General features: G+C 40.6%; 17 protein-coding genes and 1 tRNA gene. 14 read left to right on the top strand and 4 right to left on the bottom strand.

The features are described from left to right. The first annotated feature begins 32 nt into the window (after nucleotides 1–32). The 4 genes from U735_RS0102685 (at nucleotide 33) to U735_RS0102700 (ending at nucleotide 3,388) form a co-directional block, all read left to right on the top strand. The gene (locus U735_RS0102685) at nucleotides 33–1,190 is read left to right on the top strand and encodes a DegT/DnrJ/EryC1/StrS family aminotransferase (protein WP_031442350.1); all 1,158 of its coding nucleotides are present in this window, start codon (nucleotides 33–35) and stop codon (nucleotides 1,188–1,190) included. Between the two features lie 71 nt (nucleotides 1,191–1,261). Further along, a complete protein-coding gene (gene galE / locus U735_RS0102690; RefSeq protein ID WP_031442351.1) occupies nucleotides 1,262–2,278 on the top strand; it encodes a UDP-glucose 4-epimerase GalE in 1,017 nt (338 codons plus the stop codon). A 157-nt stretch (nucleotides 2,279–2,435) separates the two neighbouring features. Then, complete coding sequence (locus tag U735_RS0102695; protein ID WP_031442352.1) at nucleotides 2,436–2,864, top strand: hypothetical protein; 429 nt, start codon at nucleotides 2,436–2,438, stop codon at nucleotides 2,862–2,864. Between the two features lie 167 nt (nucleotides 2,865–3,031). Next, entirely contained in the window at nucleotides 3,032–3,388 is a 357-nt protein-coding gene (locus U735_RS0102700) for a hypothetical protein (protein WP_031442353.1), read from the top strand. 1 nt (nucleotide 3,389) lies between these two features. On the opposite strand, the gene U735_RS0102705 is transcribed toward U735_RS0102700, so the two are convergent. Continuing rightward, entirely contained in the window at nucleotides 3,390–3,920 is a 531-nt protein-coding gene (locus tag U735_RS0102705) for an alpha-ketoglutarate decarboxylase (protein ID WP_034247978.1), read from the bottom strand. 104 nt (nucleotides 3,921–4,024) lie between these two features. Between U735_RS0102705 and U735_RS0102710 the strand changes: the two genes are divergently transcribed. Beyond that, nucleotides 4,025–6,835, top strand: a complete 2,811-nt coding sequence (locus U735_RS0102710) for a 2-oxoglutarate dehydrogenase E1 component (RefSeq protein ID WP_031442355.1) — start codon at nucleotides 4,025–4,027, stop codon at nucleotides 6,833–6,835. A 115-nt stretch (nucleotides 6,836–6,950) separates the two neighbouring features. Further along, entirely contained in the window at nucleotides 6,951–8,174 is a 1,224-nt protein-coding gene (gene odhB, locus U735_RS0102715; protein ID WP_031442356.1) for a 2-oxoglutarate dehydrogenase complex dihydrolipoyllysine-residue succinyltransferase, read from the top strand. Between the two features lie 77 nt (nucleotides 8,175–8,251). Here the strand turns inward: odhB and U735_RS0102720 are convergent, their stop codons facing one another. Beyond that, nucleotides 8,252–8,692, bottom strand: a complete 441-nt coding sequence (locus U735_RS0102720; protein ID WP_031442357.1) for a retropepsin-like aspartic protease family protein — start codon at nucleotides 8,690–8,692, stop codon at nucleotides 8,252–8,254. Between the two features lie 39 nt (nucleotides 8,693–8,731). Here U735_RS0102720 and U735_RS0102725 point away from each other — a divergent pair, with 39 nt between their 5' ends. The 8 genes from U735_RS0102725 (at nucleotide 8,732) to U735_RS0102760 (ending at nucleotide 14,013) form a co-directional block, all read left to right on the top strand. After that, on the top strand, nucleotides 8,732–9,499 hold the full coding sequence (locus U735_RS0102725; RefSeq protein WP_031442358.1) for a TatD family hydrolase: 768 nt from the start codon (nucleotides 8,732–8,734) through the stop codon (nucleotides 9,497–9,499). A gap of 90 nt (nucleotides 9,500–9,589) precedes the next feature. After that, complete coding sequence (locus tag U735_RS0102730) at nucleotides 9,590–10,636, top strand: asparaginase (RefSeq protein WP_227020945.1); 1,047 nt, start codon at nucleotides 9,590–9,592, stop codon at nucleotides 10,634–10,636. Nucleotides 10,637–10,702: 66 nt separating this feature from the next. Continuing rightward, nucleotides 10,703–10,790, top strand: a tRNA-Ser gene (locus U735_RS0102735). A gap of 79 nt (nucleotides 10,791–10,869) precedes the next feature. Continuing rightward, the gene (locus U735_RS0102740; protein ID WP_031442360.1) at nucleotides 10,870–11,619 is read left to right on the top strand and encodes a MotA/TolQ/ExbB proton channel family protein; all 750 of its coding nucleotides are present in this window, start codon (nucleotides 10,870–10,872) and stop codon (nucleotides 11,617–11,619) included. A 26-nt stretch (nucleotides 11,620–11,645) separates the two neighbouring features. Further along, nucleotides 11,646–12,089, top strand: coding sequence for a hypothetical protein (locus tag U735_RS0102745; RefSeq protein ID WP_031442361.1), 444 nt, complete (start codon nucleotides 11,646–11,648; stop codon nucleotides 12,087–12,089). A gap of 14 nt (nucleotides 12,090–12,103) precedes the next feature. Then, nucleotides 12,104–12,724 carry an ExbD/TolR family protein gene (locus tag U735_RS0102750; protein WP_031442362.1) on the top strand — a complete coding sequence of 207 codons (621 nt, stop codon included), beginning with the start codon at nucleotides 12,104–12,106 and terminating at the stop codon, nucleotides 12,722–12,724. 25 nt (nucleotides 12,725–12,749) lie between these two features. Further along, the gene (locus U735_RS0102755; protein ID WP_031442363.1) at nucleotides 12,750–13,232 is read left to right on the top strand and encodes an ExbD/TolR family protein; all 483 of its coding nucleotides are present in this window, start codon (nucleotides 12,750–12,752) and stop codon (nucleotides 13,230–13,232) included. Between the two features lie 88 nt (nucleotides 13,233–13,320). Then, nucleotides 13,321–14,013 (top strand): porin family protein, encoded by a 693-nt coding sequence (locus U735_RS0102760; RefSeq protein ID WP_031442364.1) that lies wholly within the window; start codon nucleotides 13,321–13,323, stop codon nucleotides 14,011–14,013. Here U735_RS0102760 and U735_RS0102765 read toward each other — a convergent pair. Further along, entirely contained in the window at nucleotides 14,008–14,613 is a 606-nt protein-coding gene (locus U735_RS0102765; protein ID WP_031442365.1) for a hypothetical protein, read from the bottom strand. The two genes, U735_RS0102760 and U735_RS0102765, sit on opposite strands and share 6 nt — an antisense overlap. Next, complete coding sequence (rpoN, locus tag U735_RS0102770; protein ID WP_031442366.1) at nucleotides 14,613–16,070, bottom strand: RNA polymerase factor sigma-54; 1,458 nt, start codon at nucleotides 16,068–16,070, stop codon at nucleotides 14,613–14,615. Before rpoN ends, U735_RS0102765 begins: the two co-directional genes overlap by 1 nt. Nucleotides 16,071–16,099 lie beyond the last annotated feature (29 nt).

The following is a 16,099-nucleotide window of genomic DNA, read 5'->3' on the forward strand; positions in this document are numbered from 1 at the left end:
CCAAACCAAGTTTGGAATCTAAGTTTTATTCGATGAGGAAAATTCAAATGGTAGACCTAAAGGGTCAATATGAAGTCATAAAGGATGAAGTAAATGCCTCTATTTCCAATGTTTTGGAAACGTCCGCATTTATTAATGGCCCCGAAGTACATGCCTTTCAAAAGGAATTGGAGGACTATTTGGGGGTGAAGCACGTTATTCCCTGTGCCAATGGTACCGATGCCCTACAAATAGCTATGATGGGCTTGGGCTTAAAACCAGGTGATGAGGTAATAACGGCCGATTTTACCTTTGCAGCTACGGTAGAGGTGATTGCACTGTTACAACTTACCCCGGTCTTGGTAGACGTTGAGCCCGATAGTTTCAATATAGATCCCGCAGCCCTGGAAAAAGCAATTACTCCTAAAACCAAGGCTATAGTACCTGTTCATCTTTTTGGCCAATGTGCCAATATGGATGCAGTTCTAGAAATTGCAGAAAGACATAAGCTATTTGTTATAGAGGATAATGCACAGGCCATTGGGGCTGATTATACTTTTAAAAATGGAACAAAACAGAAAGCTGGAACTATGGGACATGTTGCGGCAACCTCATTTTTCCCTTCCAAGAACTTAGGTTGTTATGGGGATGGCGGAGCTATTTTTACCAATGATGATGAACTGGCGCATACCCTGAGGGGAATTGTAAACCACGGGATGTACGAGCGCTACCATCACGATGTAGTGGGGGTCAACTCCAGGTTGGACTCTATTCAGGCAGCGGTTTTACGTTCCAAGTTGTCCCGACTGGACGCTTATAATGCCAGTAGGAGGGCAGCGGCAAGAAAATATTCCAAGGCCTTTGAGGGAAATAAAAATATTATTGTTCCCCAAATGGCCAATTCCTGTACCGAGATTTGTGCAACCTGCGATTGTCATGTGTTCCATCAATATACCTTAAGGATTTTAAACGGCAAACGTGATGAATTGGTAAAGCATTTGGCGGAAAAACAAATTCCATGTGGGGTGTATTATCCCATTCCTTTACACAGGCAAAAAGCCTATTTGGATGAACGTTATAATGAGAAGGATTTTCCGGTAACCAATCAATTGGTCAAGGAGGTAATTTCATTGCCAATGCACACCGAACTGGACGACGAGCAAATTAGTTTTATCACCCAAACCATTAACCAGTTTATTGGAGGGTTATAGTCGAACGCTTGGGTCTGGCCAAGTTCACTTTATCAAAAATGAAAACCAAAATTTAAAATAAAAATCAATAGATGAAAATACTCGTAACGGGAGGCTTGGGATTTATAGGTTCCCATACCACGGTAGAATTACAGAATAAAGGCTATGAAGTAATTATTATTGACGATCTGTCCAATTCAACCGAAAAGGTCTTGGACGGTATAGTGGCCATTACGGGGAAGCGACCAATTTTTGAGAAAATAGATCTGAAAGAAAGGTCAAAAGTGGAGGATTTTTTTAAAAGACATCAGGATGTTGCCGGCGTTATTCATTTTGCGGCATCCAAGGCCGTTGGTGAAAGCGTGGAAAAACCATTGTTGTACTACGAGAACAATATAGGTACTTTGGTTTACTTGCTTAAAGAACTTTCCCAAAAAAACAAATCCAGTTTCATCTTTAGTTCGTCATGTACAGTGTACGGACAGGCCGATAAGATGCCCATAACCGAAAGTGCACCGGTAAAGCCGGCGGAATCGCCCTATGGAAATACCAAACAAATGGGGGAGGAAATAATTCGTGATACCTGCAAGGTAACACCGGGCATAAATGCTATTGCCCTTAGATACTTCAATCCAATGGGAGCACATCCCAGCGGGGAAATAGGGGAATTGCCAATTGGTGTTCCTCAAAATTTGGTTCCCTTTATTACCCAAACGGGCATGGGTATCAGGGAGCAACTTTCCGTTTTTGGTGACGATTACCCTACCGAGGATGGTACCTGTATTAGGGATTATATTCATGTGGTAGACCTGGCCAAGGCCCACGTTGTGGCGTTGGAAAGATTACTGAACGGCAAGAACCAGGATAATTATGAAGTGTTCAATGTAGGGACAGGGAAAGGCAGTTCGGTTTTGGAGGTTATTAAAAGCTTCGAAAAAGTGTCCGGAAAAAAATTGAACTATAAAATTGTTGATAGAAGACCTGGTGATATCACTTCTGCCTATGCGGATACCACCAAGGCAAACAAAGTTTTAGGCTGGAAGGCGGAATCTACTCTGGATGAAGCCATGAAGTCGGCCTGGCTTTGGGAAGAAAAAATTAGGAAATAAATCTCTAGAACCTAATATTTCTATTTTAACAAGCCAGGAGGGTTGTGTAAATAATCGTCCCCCTCTATTTGTGTGGAATTCTTCATAGTTTGGATAAATTAAGCTTGAAGAAAGCAACCCATCCTGATCCTTTGTATCCTATAATAAAAAAGGATTTATGAAATTATTTGTTGCTTTAATAACGGTTTTGCTAACACTAAATTGTAGTGATAACGATACGGATGATGCATCTAATTGTTCGGATGTATTCTGTACCGAAGAATTTAGGACTATTACGGTTAGTGTCAAGGACAAGGACGGTGTTGCCGTGGCCTTGGACAGTTTTAAGGTTGTTGATCTGACTAATGGAGACGATATCACTCTTGATGCTTCAGGCAGTGAGTATGAATGGATGACAAAAAACGGGACCTATCCTCTGTTCAGCGATAAATATGCTGCAAAATACCGCAATAAGGAAATTGAAATAAATTTTCAGGGTTATGTTGATGACAAGCTTTTGGTTGATTCGGATTTCACGGTAGGCGCAGATTGTTGTCATGTTGCACTTGTTGAGGGGGATACTGATATTGTGTTGGCCAATCCTTAATTGGAAGGCAACCGTGAAGTATTTTAAGAAATAGGGGGCCAGGGGGAAAATTGGTCAATCCTTTATTATTTCGTCGAAAATAGTCCCAAGACTGCGGAATTATCGAAAAAGTTGGCTTTATTGCGCTTCCTTGAAAACCATTTCAAATAAATTTTCGTAAATAGCATATGGTTGTAAATTTCCCCAACATTTCGTCGCTTCTAAAACATGCTGAGGATCAAAGTCTCTATCAGAATCTGGTATCACAATTACAGAAGGATTTTGTGTTCGCCAATGTTTTTATAGAATTGCCGGACAAGATATCTCCCAAGGACCTAAAAACCTTGATACATGAGAAAGTATATTATTTGATCATGGAGAAATTCACCGATTATTTAAACCTTCTTTATATTATTGATGTCCCGGAGAAAGTGGTCAAGGCCATTGAAGCCACCGACGTGGTTGAAATTTCGGAGCAGGTTACCTTCGAGATCCTTAAAAGGGAATGGCAAAAAGTGTGGTTTAGAAACGAGTACGGATCCTAGATTAAAAATATACCCTTACAAAGGGCATAAAGGCATCGGCATAAATACTTCTTTGTTGGTCGTGCAAAACATTGTATCGTATGCCCACGGTTACATTCCTATTGCCGTAACCTATACCCAGAAACAAGGCCGGTGACCAATAATTTTCTTCCTGGTTGCCACCGTCAAGTTCAAGTACACGATATACCCTAAGCTGTTCCATTTCGGCAGAAAGTTGTAATGCACGAATTGGATTGAACAAGGAAAGTACACTGCCTCCATAAGCCACTAATTTTGCATTGCGAAATTTGGCATAGTTGAAGTTGACTCCCAATCCTACCCCGAATTGCTCGTTGGCTTGGTAAATGGCACTGGGAGAGATAGATGCATTGAAGGAATTATTGCCAAAACCGAGGCCTAAATTGCCTCCAAAATATACCTGGTTCCAAAAATCGGAATTCCCTGGGGTGGGTTGCGAGTAACCTAAGCCCCAAAATGCCGTGAAAAAAACACATAAAATCACGCTTTTTTTTAAGGAATGACGATTTAACATAATTATTGTAATAATTTTCCATTATTCAGGGCTAAGATAAGCTTAGATATGCTAAATGTTGTATTTTTGAATAAATTTTGTTCAAAAGACAGAGAGACTTTTTCATGGATAAATATTCCTTTTTAAACGCTGCGCATACTTCTTATTTCGCAGAATTATACGATAAGTATTTAATAAATCCCGATAGTGTAGAGCCTAGTTGGAGGGCCTTTTTTCAAGGGTTCGATTTTGGCATGGAAAATTCCATGGATGGGATGGTCGATGAATTGCAGACGGCACCATTGTCTGTGGCTGGTGGTCACGAGGTAGAGGTTCCGGAGAAACTTCAGAAGGAGTTTCAGGTAGTTCGACTCATAGATGGGTACAGGACTAGAGGGCATTTGTTTACCAAAACAAATCCAGTGAGGGAGAGAAGACAGTATTTCCCCACTTTGGAAATTGGGAATTTTGGCCTTGCTCCAAGTGATTTGGATACCACATTTACCGCAGGGGAAATTTTGGGAATAGGCCCTAGCACCTTGCGTGAAATCATACAGCACCTTACAAGCATATATTGTGATGCCATTGGGGTGGAATATATGTATATCAGAAACCCGGAGAGGGTGGAATGGATCCAAAATTGGTTGAATGTCAATGACAATCATCCCAAATACGATGCCGACAGGAAAAAGCATATTCTTAAAAAATTAAATGAGGCGGTTTCCTTCGAAGGATTCCTGCACACCAAATATGTGGGTCAAAAGAGGTTTTCTTTGGAAGGAAATGAATCGTTGATACCGGCATTGGATGCGGTAGTGGAAAAAGCTGCCGAAATGGGGGTGGAGCAATTTGTTATGGGTATGGCCCATAGGGGCCGCTTGAATGTTCTTACCAATATATTTGGCAAGAAGGCAAAGGATATCTTTAGTGAGTTCGATGGTAAGGATTATGAGCAGGAGATTTTTGATGGGGATGTGAAATACCATTTGGGGTGGACTTCTGAACGGAAAGCCAACAATGGAAAAAAAATAATAATGAATATTGCGCCAAACCCTTCCCACTTGGAGACTGTTGGTGCGGTAGTTGAAGGTATCGCCAGGGCAAAGCAGGATGCTCGTTATAAAGACGATTTTTCCAAGGTATTGCCTATTGTAGTGCATGGTGATGCTGCCATTGCAGGGCAGGGATTGGTTTATGAAGTGGTGCAAATGGCAAATTTGGATGGTTATAAAACCAATGGTACCATTCATATTGTTGTAAATAATCAAATTGGGTTTACTACCAATTATTTGGATGCCCGTAGCTCTACTTATTGTACGGACGTGGCCAAAGTAACCTTGAGTCCGGTGCTACATGTTAATTCGGACGATCCGGAGGCAGTTGTTCATGCCTCGCTTTTTGCCTTGGAATTTCGTATGCGTTTTCAAAGGGATGTATTTTTAGATCTTTTGGGGTATAGGAAATATGGGCATAACGAAGGTGATGAGCCGCGTTTTACCCAGCCAAAACTGTATAAAGCAATTGCCAAGCATAAAAACTCGAGGGACATTTATGCTGCAGCATTGATTAAGGAAGGTATTATAGGTGACGGTTTTGTGCAAGAGTTGGAAGAACAATACAAAGCTTCTTTGGAGGAGGAATTGGAAGATTCCAGAAAAGAGGATAAGACCGTGATAACCCCCTTTATGGCCGATGAATGGAGCGGTTATACCCATGTGCGCGAGTGGGAGATGATGGATCCGGTGGATACAAAATACGATAAAAAGAAACTTACGGATATAGCCAAGGTGTTGACAGAGTTGCCCAAGAATAAGAAGTTCTTGCGCAAAGTTGAGAAATTGGTGAACGATCGCAAGGCTATGTTTTTTGAAAATGATACCTTGGATTGGGCCATGGGAGAGCTTTTGGCCTACGGTACTCTTTTGGAGGAAGGTTACGGGGTGCGTATGTCCGGACAGGATGTTGAAAGAGGTACTTTTTCACACCGCCATGCCGTAATGAAAGTGGAAGAAAGTGAGGAGGAAGTAATGCTTTTAAACCACATTTCGGATAAACAGGGAACTTTTCAAATATATAATTCACTTTTATCGGAATATGGTGTAGTTGGTTTTGATTATGGATACGCTATGGCGAGCCCCAATACCTTAACGATTTGGGAAGCTCAATTTGGGGATTTTAGCAATGGTGCCCAGATTATGATAGATCAGTACATATCCGCAGCGGAGGATAAATGGAAATTACAGAATGGTTTGGTAATGCTGTTGCCGCACGGGTACGAAGGTCAGGGCGCAGAACATTCGTCCGCCCGTATGGAGCGATATTTACAATTATGTGCAAGGGATAATATGTATATCGCCGATGTAACTACCCCTGCAAATATGTTCCATTTGTTGAGAAGGCAAATGAAGGTGAATTTCAGAAAGCCTTTAATAGTGTTTACACCAAAAAGTTTGTTGAGGCATCCACGGGCCGTATCAACGGTTGAGGAATTTGCAAACGGGGAATTCCAAACGGTAATTGATGATGCAACCGCCGAGGTGTCCAAAATTAAGAGCATGGTATTCTGTACCGGTAAATTCTATTACGACCTTTTGGCTTATAAGGAGGAAAATAATAGGGAAGACGTAGCCTTGGTAAGGGTAGAACAATTGTTTCCGGTGCCGACAAAGCAAATGAAGGCAATAATGGATAAATATAAAAATGCCGAAGACAAGGTTTGGGCACAGGAGGAACCGAGGAATATGGGTGCTTGGGGTCATTTAACCATGCATTTCAGTGAGGCACATAAATTAAGGGTAGCCTCCAGAAGATTTTACGCTTCCCCAGCAGCCGGTAGTGCAGTACGTTCCAAGCGTCGTCATCAGCAGGTAATAGATTATGTTTTTGATATAAACAAAAACAATATGGGAAGAAACCCGGAGTCTACTGATAATTAGTATTATTTATTTTGGGGATTGATCGGTGGAAACTCCTAAATGTCCAAAAGGAAAATTTGATAAAGGTTAGAATTAAGAACGAGTTTAGACAAAACACAAATTAAAATTATAAAACATGATTTTAGAAATGAAAGTCCCTTCTCCAGGGGAATCCATTACGGAAGTAGAGATAGCAGAATGGCTGGTGAGCGATGGTGATTACGTGGAGAAAGATCAGGCAATAGCGGAAGTAGATTCGGACAAGGCCACATTGGAATTACCGGCAGAGGAAAGTGGTATTATTACCCTTAAGGCCGAGGTGGGTGATGCTGTTGCCGTAGGTGCGGTAGTATGTTTAATAGACACTAGTGCTTCCAAACCTGAAGGGGTCGCCAAGAGTGAAGAAAAACCAACGGAAAAGAAACCGGAGGTTAAAGCGGTAGCGGAACAGAAAACCGAGGCTAAACCAGAAAAAACCTCTTATGCTTCAGGATCAGCTTCACCGGCTGCCAAGAAAATACTTGCTGAGAAAGATTTGGATGCCTCATCTATAAAAGGCACGGGAAAAGACGGGCGTATTACAAAGGAAGATGCTGTAAAAGCAGTGCCTTCAATGGGTACTCCTACAGGAGGGTCGAGAGGGGAAAGTAGAACCAAGTTGTCCATGTTGCGCCGTAAGGTTGCCGAGCGTTTGGTTGCTGCTAAAAATGAAACAGCAATGTTGACCACTTTTAATGAAGTGGATATGTCGGCTATCTTTGCGCTAAGGAATCAATACAAGGAAGATTTTAAAGACAAGCATAATGTTGGTTTAGGGTTTATGTCCTTTTTTACAAAGGCCGTAATCAGGGCGTTGCAAATGTATCCTTCCGTGAACTCAATGATAGACGGCAAGGAGATGATTTCTTATGATTTCTGTGATATCAGTATAGCCGTTTCTGGGCCAAAAGGTCTTATGGTACCTGTTATTCGCAATGCAGAGAACTTGACCTTCAGAGGAGTGGAGGCCGAAGTAAAAAGATTGGCCATTAGAGCTCGTGAAGGCGAGATTACTGTCGATGAGATGACAGGGGGTACCTTTACCATTACCAATGGTGGAGTATTTGGTTCCATGTTGTCCACTCCAATTATTAATCCTCCCCAAAGTGCAATCTTAGGAATGCACAATATAGTGGAAAGGCCAATTGCGCGTGATGGGGCCATAGCCATAGCACCTATAATGTATGTTGCCCTGTCCTATGATCACCGTATTATTGACGGTAAGGAGTCTGTAGGTTTCCTAGTGGCGGTTAAGGAGGCTTTGGAGAGTCCTGAAGAATTGTTGATGGATAACAACGTTAAAAAGGCGTTGGAGCTTTAATAGAATAATTTATCAGTGGGGTGTAATCCCTACTCCTAATAACATTGACCTGTCGAGATTTAAAAACTTGGCAGGTCTTATTGTTTTAGGTAAAGACGGGTTTTTTGATAGTCAATAATGGCCCTTCCTTTTTTTAATATATCCGCCCCTATAATGCCGTCTACGGGCATAGCCTGGTGAGAAGTCAGGGCCTGGTTTACATGAACAAGGTCGAACAGGACAATTTTCTGTTTTCGCTTAAACCATTTTCCTATTTCTATAACGTTTTTGGTAGATAATTTGGTGAACATTTCCGTGGCTCCTGCCCCTGCGGCCTTTATTTTTGAATCTTTGGAGTTTAATTTGAAGAATTCTATTTTGTCCAGACCAATGCAGGTGTTGGAGGCTCCGGTATCCAATATAAACCTGCCCTTAACGCCATTGATGGTGGCCGTGACTTCAAAGTGGTTTGTAGCCGTAAGCACTAGGGGTATGGCGATGTATTTTTTTTTATGTAGAAAAACTTTAAGGCTGGGCATATGTACTTTTTTTGTCAAAGATAATCCTATTTTTGTTCTATGATATTAACAGATACACATACCCATTTATATAGTGAGGCTTTTGATAGCGATCGCAATTTGGTCATAGAGAAGGCCATGGAACTTGGGGTAAAGCGTTTTTTTATTCCCGCAATAGATTCGTCCTATACCAAGGCTATGCTAGATTTGGAAAAAGCCTATCCCGAGAACATCTTCCTTATGACGGGGCTTCATCCCACACATGTTAAGGAAGATTACAAGAAGGAACTGGCCCATGTTGAGGAATTGTTGGCGTCCCGGAAATTTTACGCAGTGGGGGAGACCGGCATCGACCTGTATTGGGATAAAACCTTTTTAAAGGAGCAGCAGATTGCCTTTAAACAGCAAATACAATGGGCTAAAAAGTACGCATATCCTATAGTTATCCATTGTAGGGAGGGTTTTGATGAAATATTCCAAATTCTGGAAGAAGAAAAGAGCGATGGACTTTTTGGAATTTTTCATTGTTTTACGGGTACTTTTGAGCAGGCGCAGAAGGCAATTTCCTATAATATGAAATTGGGTATTGGGGGCGTAGTTACTTTTAAAAACGGTAAAATAGATACTTTTCTAGGTGAAATAGACCTGAAACATGTGGTTTTGGAAACGGATTCCCCTTATTTGGCACCCGTTCCATATCGTGGAAAACGGAACGAAAGTGCTTATTTGGTCAACGTTTTGGAAAAAATGGCCCATATATATTCCATGGAAAAGGAAGAAGTTGCCGCAATTACTACTGCTAACTCCCAACAGGTTTTTGGGGCTTAATTGGATCTTGGAACAAGTTGTCTAAAGGTGGAAGTTAATAATGTAAATAGGATGCGCCTCCTGTTTTTTTAACCCTAACAATTATTTATATTGAAAAATAGAAATTCTACAGAGAAAAAAACCAAAATTCTTCTCATTTATACTGGAGGGACTATAGGTATGGTCAAGGATTACGATACCGGGGCACTGAAGGCTTTTAATTTTAATAAATTGATCAAAAATATCCCCGAGCTAGGTCAATTGGACTGTACTATAGACAGCGTGTCCTTTGATATTCCAATAGATTCATCCGATATGAATGTTGAACATTGGGTAAATATAGCTACACTTATAGAAGATCATTACGATTCCCATGATGGGTTCGTGGTGCTACATGGGAGCGATACCATGAGCTATACTTCTTCAGCTTTGAGCTATATGTTGGAGAATCTCCAAAAACCGGTGATTTTTACGGGTTCCCAATTGCCTATTGGGGATTTAAGGACAGATGCCAAGGAGAATTTGATCACCTCTATACAGATAGCTGCTTTGCGAGAAGACAATAAGCCTGTGGTCCAAGAGGTGGGACTGTATTTTGAATATAAATTGTATAGGGCAAACAGAACTACAAAGATCAATGCGGAGCATTTTGAAGCTTTTGCCTCTTTAAATTACCCGGCCTTAATAGAGTCTGGGGTGCATTTAAAGGTGAACAGGGAGTATTTGTTTAGGGCAAATTCCACCAAAAAGTTAAAAGTTCATAAGGTTATGGATCAAAATGTGGTCATTTTGAAATTATTTCCAGGATTTAACCAAACAGTCTTGCATAGCATCTTAAATTCACCTAACTTAAAGGCAGTGGTCCTTGAAACATATGGTTCTGGAAATGCTCCTACTGATGAATGGTTTACTTTGGAGCTGAAAAAAGCCATGGAGAGAGAAATTTTTATTATCAACGTAACACAGTGTTCAGGGGGAAGCGTTCTTATGGGGCGCTATGAAACCAGTAAGCAGCTTGAAAGATTACAAGTTATTAATGGTAAGGATATTACAACCGAAGCGGCAATTACCAAGTTGATGTATTTACTTGGAAATAATATTTCCCCTAAGTTGTTCAAAACCATATATGAAACATCTCTCAGGGGCGAAATGCAATAAAAATAACAGTCTAAATTTCTTTAACTAATATTTTTTTTGTTATTTGGCTGCCCGATAACTATAACTAGAGAGGTGGCCGAGTGGTCGAAGGCGCACGCCTGGAAAGTGTGTATACCCCACAAGGGTATCGAGGGTTCGAATCCCTTCCTCTCTGCTGTTAAGTTTTAATTTTTATATTGCGAATTTTTTTTATCTTTAACCCTATTAACTAACTAAATTTAAGTTTCAAAGAAATGAAAAGATTATTCTCTATCCTGGCAACAGCTGGGTTATTTGTGGCAGGTACAAATACAGTAAGTGCAAAAGTTGTTGCAGCAGCAGCCATTTTGCAAGATGCAGCTCCAGCAGCGGAAAAAGGTTTTACCCAAGTGCTTAAGGAGCAATTTATACAGGGTGGTGCCGGATTTATGGGTATTGTTCTTTTGTGTTTAATTCTTGGTTTGGCCGTAGCTATTGAAAGGATTATTTATTTAAACCTTGCTACTACCAACACTACCAAACTTAAGCAGCAAGTAGAAGATGCTTTGGCTTCCGGTGGTATTGAGGCTGCCAAGGAGGTTTGTAGAAATACAAAAGGTCCTGTTGCTTCCATCTACTATCAAGGATTGGAAAGAGCTGGAGATAGTATAGAGTCGGCTGAAAAAGCAGTTGTAGCCTACGGAGGTGTGCAAATGGGTCAATTGGAGAAGAACGTTTCCTGGTTGTCTTTGTTTATCGCGGTAGCTCCAATGCTTGGGTTCATGGGTACGGTAATCGGTATGATTCAGGCCTTCCAGAAAATTGCAGCGGTTGGTAACTTAAGTGCCTCCCTTATTGCAGGTGATATTCAGGTGGCGTTATTGACTACGGTATTCGGTCTTATTACTGCGATTATCCTACAGATTTTCTACAATTATATCATTGCAAAGATTGACAGTATTGTAAATGATATGGAAGATTCATCAATCACTTTGATTGATATGTTGGCAGATCACAAAAAATAAGTCGGACACTAAATACTTAAAGTATCATGCATAAAATTGTTAAAATAATATTAGTTGTACTCGGAGCAATTGGGGCCATACTGTGGTTTCAGCTTCCTAGTGCAGACGTTCCCGCAACGGAAGCCATAAATAATGGGTCTATGAACTTCATGTTCATTATTACCTATTTATTGTTGGGGATTGCGATAGCGGCCTCGGTTCTTTTTGGATTGGTGAACTTGTTTACCTCCAAAGGAGCCTTAAAGAAAACCTTATTTGGTGTAGGGGGTCTTTTGGTAGTCGTTGTTATCTCTTACGCCCTAGCAACTGGAACAGATGTTAGTTTGGAAGAAATGGCCAAAAAAGGAGTTCCTACTACGGAGGACACAGTGAAAACCATAGGTATGGGATTGAATGTATTTTTTATCCTTACCATTATAGCTGTAGGCGCCATGTTGTGGTCCGGAGTTAAGAAAATGATTAGTAAATAATAAAATAAAATATTATGCCAAAAAGAGGAGCACCACCAGAGGTTAATGCGGGTTCTATGGCAGACATAGCGTTCTTATTGCTTATCTTTTTCCTAGTGACTACCACTATTGAAACGGATGCAGGATTAGATCGTATGTTGCCACCAATTGAGCCACCAGATACCGATGTAATCATTAAGCAAAAGAATATATTTCAGGTCAATATTAACCGTGATGGACAGTTATTGGCTGATGATGAGTTGACAAACATTAAGGATTTAAGGGCCAAAGCCATTGCCTTTTTGGACAATGGAGGTGCGCCATCCGGATCACCTGACTATTGCAATTATTGCAAAGGGAAAAGGGATGTAGCTTCATCGGATAGTCCAGCCAAAGCTATTATATCACTTAAGAACGATAGGGAGACGAAATACGGAACCTATATCACCGTTCAGAACGAATTGGTAGGAGCCTATAACGATCTTAGAAATAGGGAAGCCCAACGTTTGTTCAAGAAGGACTTTACGGATATGGAAGCTGAATATCTTAATCCTGAAACTCCGGACAATGTTCGTGAAGAGTTGAAGGAGAAGGTTAAGAGAATACAGGATTTGTTTCCTCAGAAGCTTTCAGAGGCTGAAACGTCGTCAAACTAAATTTAGAAGTTAAAAACAAGATACTATGTCAAAATTTAATAAGAAAAAAGATGCGGCCTTGCCTGCGGTGAATACTGCATCCTTGCCAGATATCGTTTTTATGCTTTTGTTCTTCTTTATGACGGTTACAGTGATGAAAGACAGTACCTTGAAGGTAGAAAACGTACTGCCCAATGCTTCGGAAATCAAGAAATTGGAAAAGAAGGACAGGGTAATCTATATTTATGTTGGTAAGCCTACCCGTGAGTATGAGAAGACCTATGGTACCGAGTCAAAAATTCAGTTGAACGATAAGTTTGCCGATGCATCAGAAGTTGGAGATTATATTTTGATGGAAAGGGCCAAAAAGCCACAGGAATTACAAAATGTATTGACAACCGCACTTAAGGTGGACAAGGAAGCCAATATGGGTATTATTTCCGATATAAAACAAGAACTTAGAAAAGTAAATGCCTTGAAAGTAAATTACACCACCTATGAGGGTGATGCGTTCAGGAATTTGCAATAGTTAGTTAAAGGATAAGAGAATTAAAACGCTTCAAATGCATATATTTGAAGCGTTTTTTTTATGTTTAATTAATTACCTTTAGAAGGCTATGAGATGTTCCATACTGTTTGCAATTCTTTTGTTTTCCGGTGCTTTTGTAACTGGGCAAGTTATGGAATCCAATGGGGAGGTGGACAGGAAGTATTTGGAAGATCAGTTTTATTTGGGACTTACCTATAATTTTGCCACCAATCTCCCTGCCGGGATTTCGCAAAGAAACCTTTCCTACGGCTTGCAGGCCGGTTTTATTAAGGATATTCCCTTAAGTTATCAAAGGAATATGGGCATCGCTATTGGTTTGGGGTATGGTATAAATTCCTATTACACCAATCTATTGGCTTCCCAGCAGGGATCTGATGTGGAATATACAGTTTTGGACAGCGATGTCGATTTCAAGAGAAATAAAATTGCCACCCACGTCCTGGAGGTTCCCTTTCAGTTTAGATGGCGTAATTCAACTCCAGAGGAATATAAGTTTTGGAGGATATACGCCGGTGTTAAGTTTGGTTATGTTTTTGATGGTCGGTCCAAGTATGTCTCAAGCTCGGAGAAAATAGTCTTTATAAACAAAGATATAAGGGACTTTCAATACGGTCTAACCTTAAATGTAGGGTACAATACCTTCAATGTTCATATTTATTATGCACTCAGTTCGCTTTTCAATGATGGAGTAATGGAACAGTCAGGGGAAATCGTTGAAATTAAGCCGCTTAAAGTGGGGCTTATTTTCTATATTTTATAACCAAAATTTAATTGTAAATAATTGGGTAAACAGGCCAATGGCAAAGCCAATCAAGACTTCTGCCTTAGTGTGGGCGTTCAAGTATAGTCTGGAGCTGGCTGCTAGGCCGCTTAGCCATGTTACTATGCCTATGGCAATGGTAACATTGATTTCAAAGTGTATGCTCAGGTTTATTAAGTACATTAACAGGCTTCCCATGCCCAATAGGTGCATACTGCACTTAAAGTTTAGAAATAACAATACAAGGGCGCTAAATAAGCCCGCTATTAGCCCTAAAAAGTAGTAATGCAGCTCTATGGTAAAGTTGTTCGGAATTACCTTAAATAAGACCATTATAAGCAGTCCTAGACTAATATAAATAGGGTATTTCCTTTCTTGGAGATTAGGCATGAAAACGGAGCTAACAATGCCCAGATTGCGCAAGATCAGGTAAAATATAATGGGTATGATTACGGTGAGTATAAATATGGGCAAAATGTTTCCGCTCTGCACCTCCAGCGGACTGTATTTGGGGGTAATCAGGAAATAGGCCAAGGTACCTGCAAATGGTATAAAAAGCGGGTGTAGAAGGTAGGACATGATCTTGAGGAATAGTCGCATTAAATTTGTTTTCTCAACCTGGCCACCGGAATATCCAGTTGTTCCCTATATTTTGCTACCGTACGCCGGGCAATAGGGTAGCCCTTTTCTTTGAGAATAGCGGCCAATTTATCGTCTGTAAGCGGTTTTTTCTTGGTTTCTTCTCCAATAACAGTTTCCAGTATCTTTTTAATTTCCTTGGTAGATACATCCTCTCCCTGATCGTTTTTCATGGATTCGGAAAAGTAGTCCTTTATCAATTTTGTACCATATGGGGTGTCAACATATTTGCTGTTGGCCACCCTGGAGACTGTAGAAACATCCATGCCAATACCATCGGCTATGTCTTTCAGGATCATGGGTCGCAGTTTGCGTTCATCCCCGGTCAGGAAATATTCTTTTTGATATTCCATGATTTCGTTCATGGTAATATAAAGGGTCTGCTGACGTTGCCTTATGGCATCAATAAACCATTTGGCCGCATCCAACTTTTGCTTAATGAACATTACGGTGTCCTTTTGGGACTTCGACTTTTCCTTGGAGTTTTTGTACCCTTCCAACATGTTGTTGTACTCCCGTGAAACATGCAGCTCAGGTGCATTTCTTCCGTTCAGGGTAAGCTCCAGTTCCCCGTCTACAATACGAATGGAGAAATCGGGAACTACGTGCTCCACAATTCTGTTATTCCCGGAATAGGAACCTCCAGGTTTGGGATTTAGGCGTTCTATTTCGGCAATGGCAGCCTTTAACTGTTCCTCTGTGATGTTGTGCTTTTGAATAAGCTTTTGATAGTGCTTTTTGGTGAACTGCTCAAAGGATTTCTCCAACAATTGAATGGCCAGTTCTATGCCGGGGGTCACTTCCTTCCTTTTTAATTGAAGCAGAAGGCACTCTTCAAGAGTTCTGGCAGCTACACCGGCAGGGTCAAGATCCTGAACTATGTGCAATACTTTTTCAATGGTCTTTTCGTCGGTATAGATATTTTGGGTAAAGGCCAGATCGTCCATAATATCTGTAAGAGGTCTTCTTATGTACCCGCTTTCATCGACGCTGCCCACCAAAAATTCGGCAATGGACCATTCCTCATCTGTTAAATAAACAGTGTTTAACTGATTGATGAGATATTGATTAAAGGAAATTCCGGCCGCATAAGGAACATTTTTTTCCTCATCATCAGAACTGTAATTATTGGCTTGTGTGCGATAATCCGGAATCTCGTCATCGCTTAAATAATCGTCAATATTGATATCTTCCGCACTTATGCTTTCGCTATCGGTTTCATTGTCATAAAGATCATCAAATTCATCCTGTTGCGTGTCAACTTCATCCTTTCCAGTTTCAAGGGCAGGGTTTTCCTCCAGTTCTTGTTTTAGTCGTTGTTCAAATGCCTGCGTAGGCAATTGAATCAACTTCATCAACTGTATTTGTTGTGGAGATAATTTCTGCGATAATTTAAACTGTAGGTGTTGTTTCAGCATTTATAACGGTAATCTATCTTATAAAGTTA

This window comes from Arenibacter algicola (assembly GCF_000733925.1).
Classification (GTDB): Bacteria; Bacteroidota; Bacteroidia; order Flavobacteriales; family Flavobacteriaceae; genus Arenibacter; species Arenibacter algicola.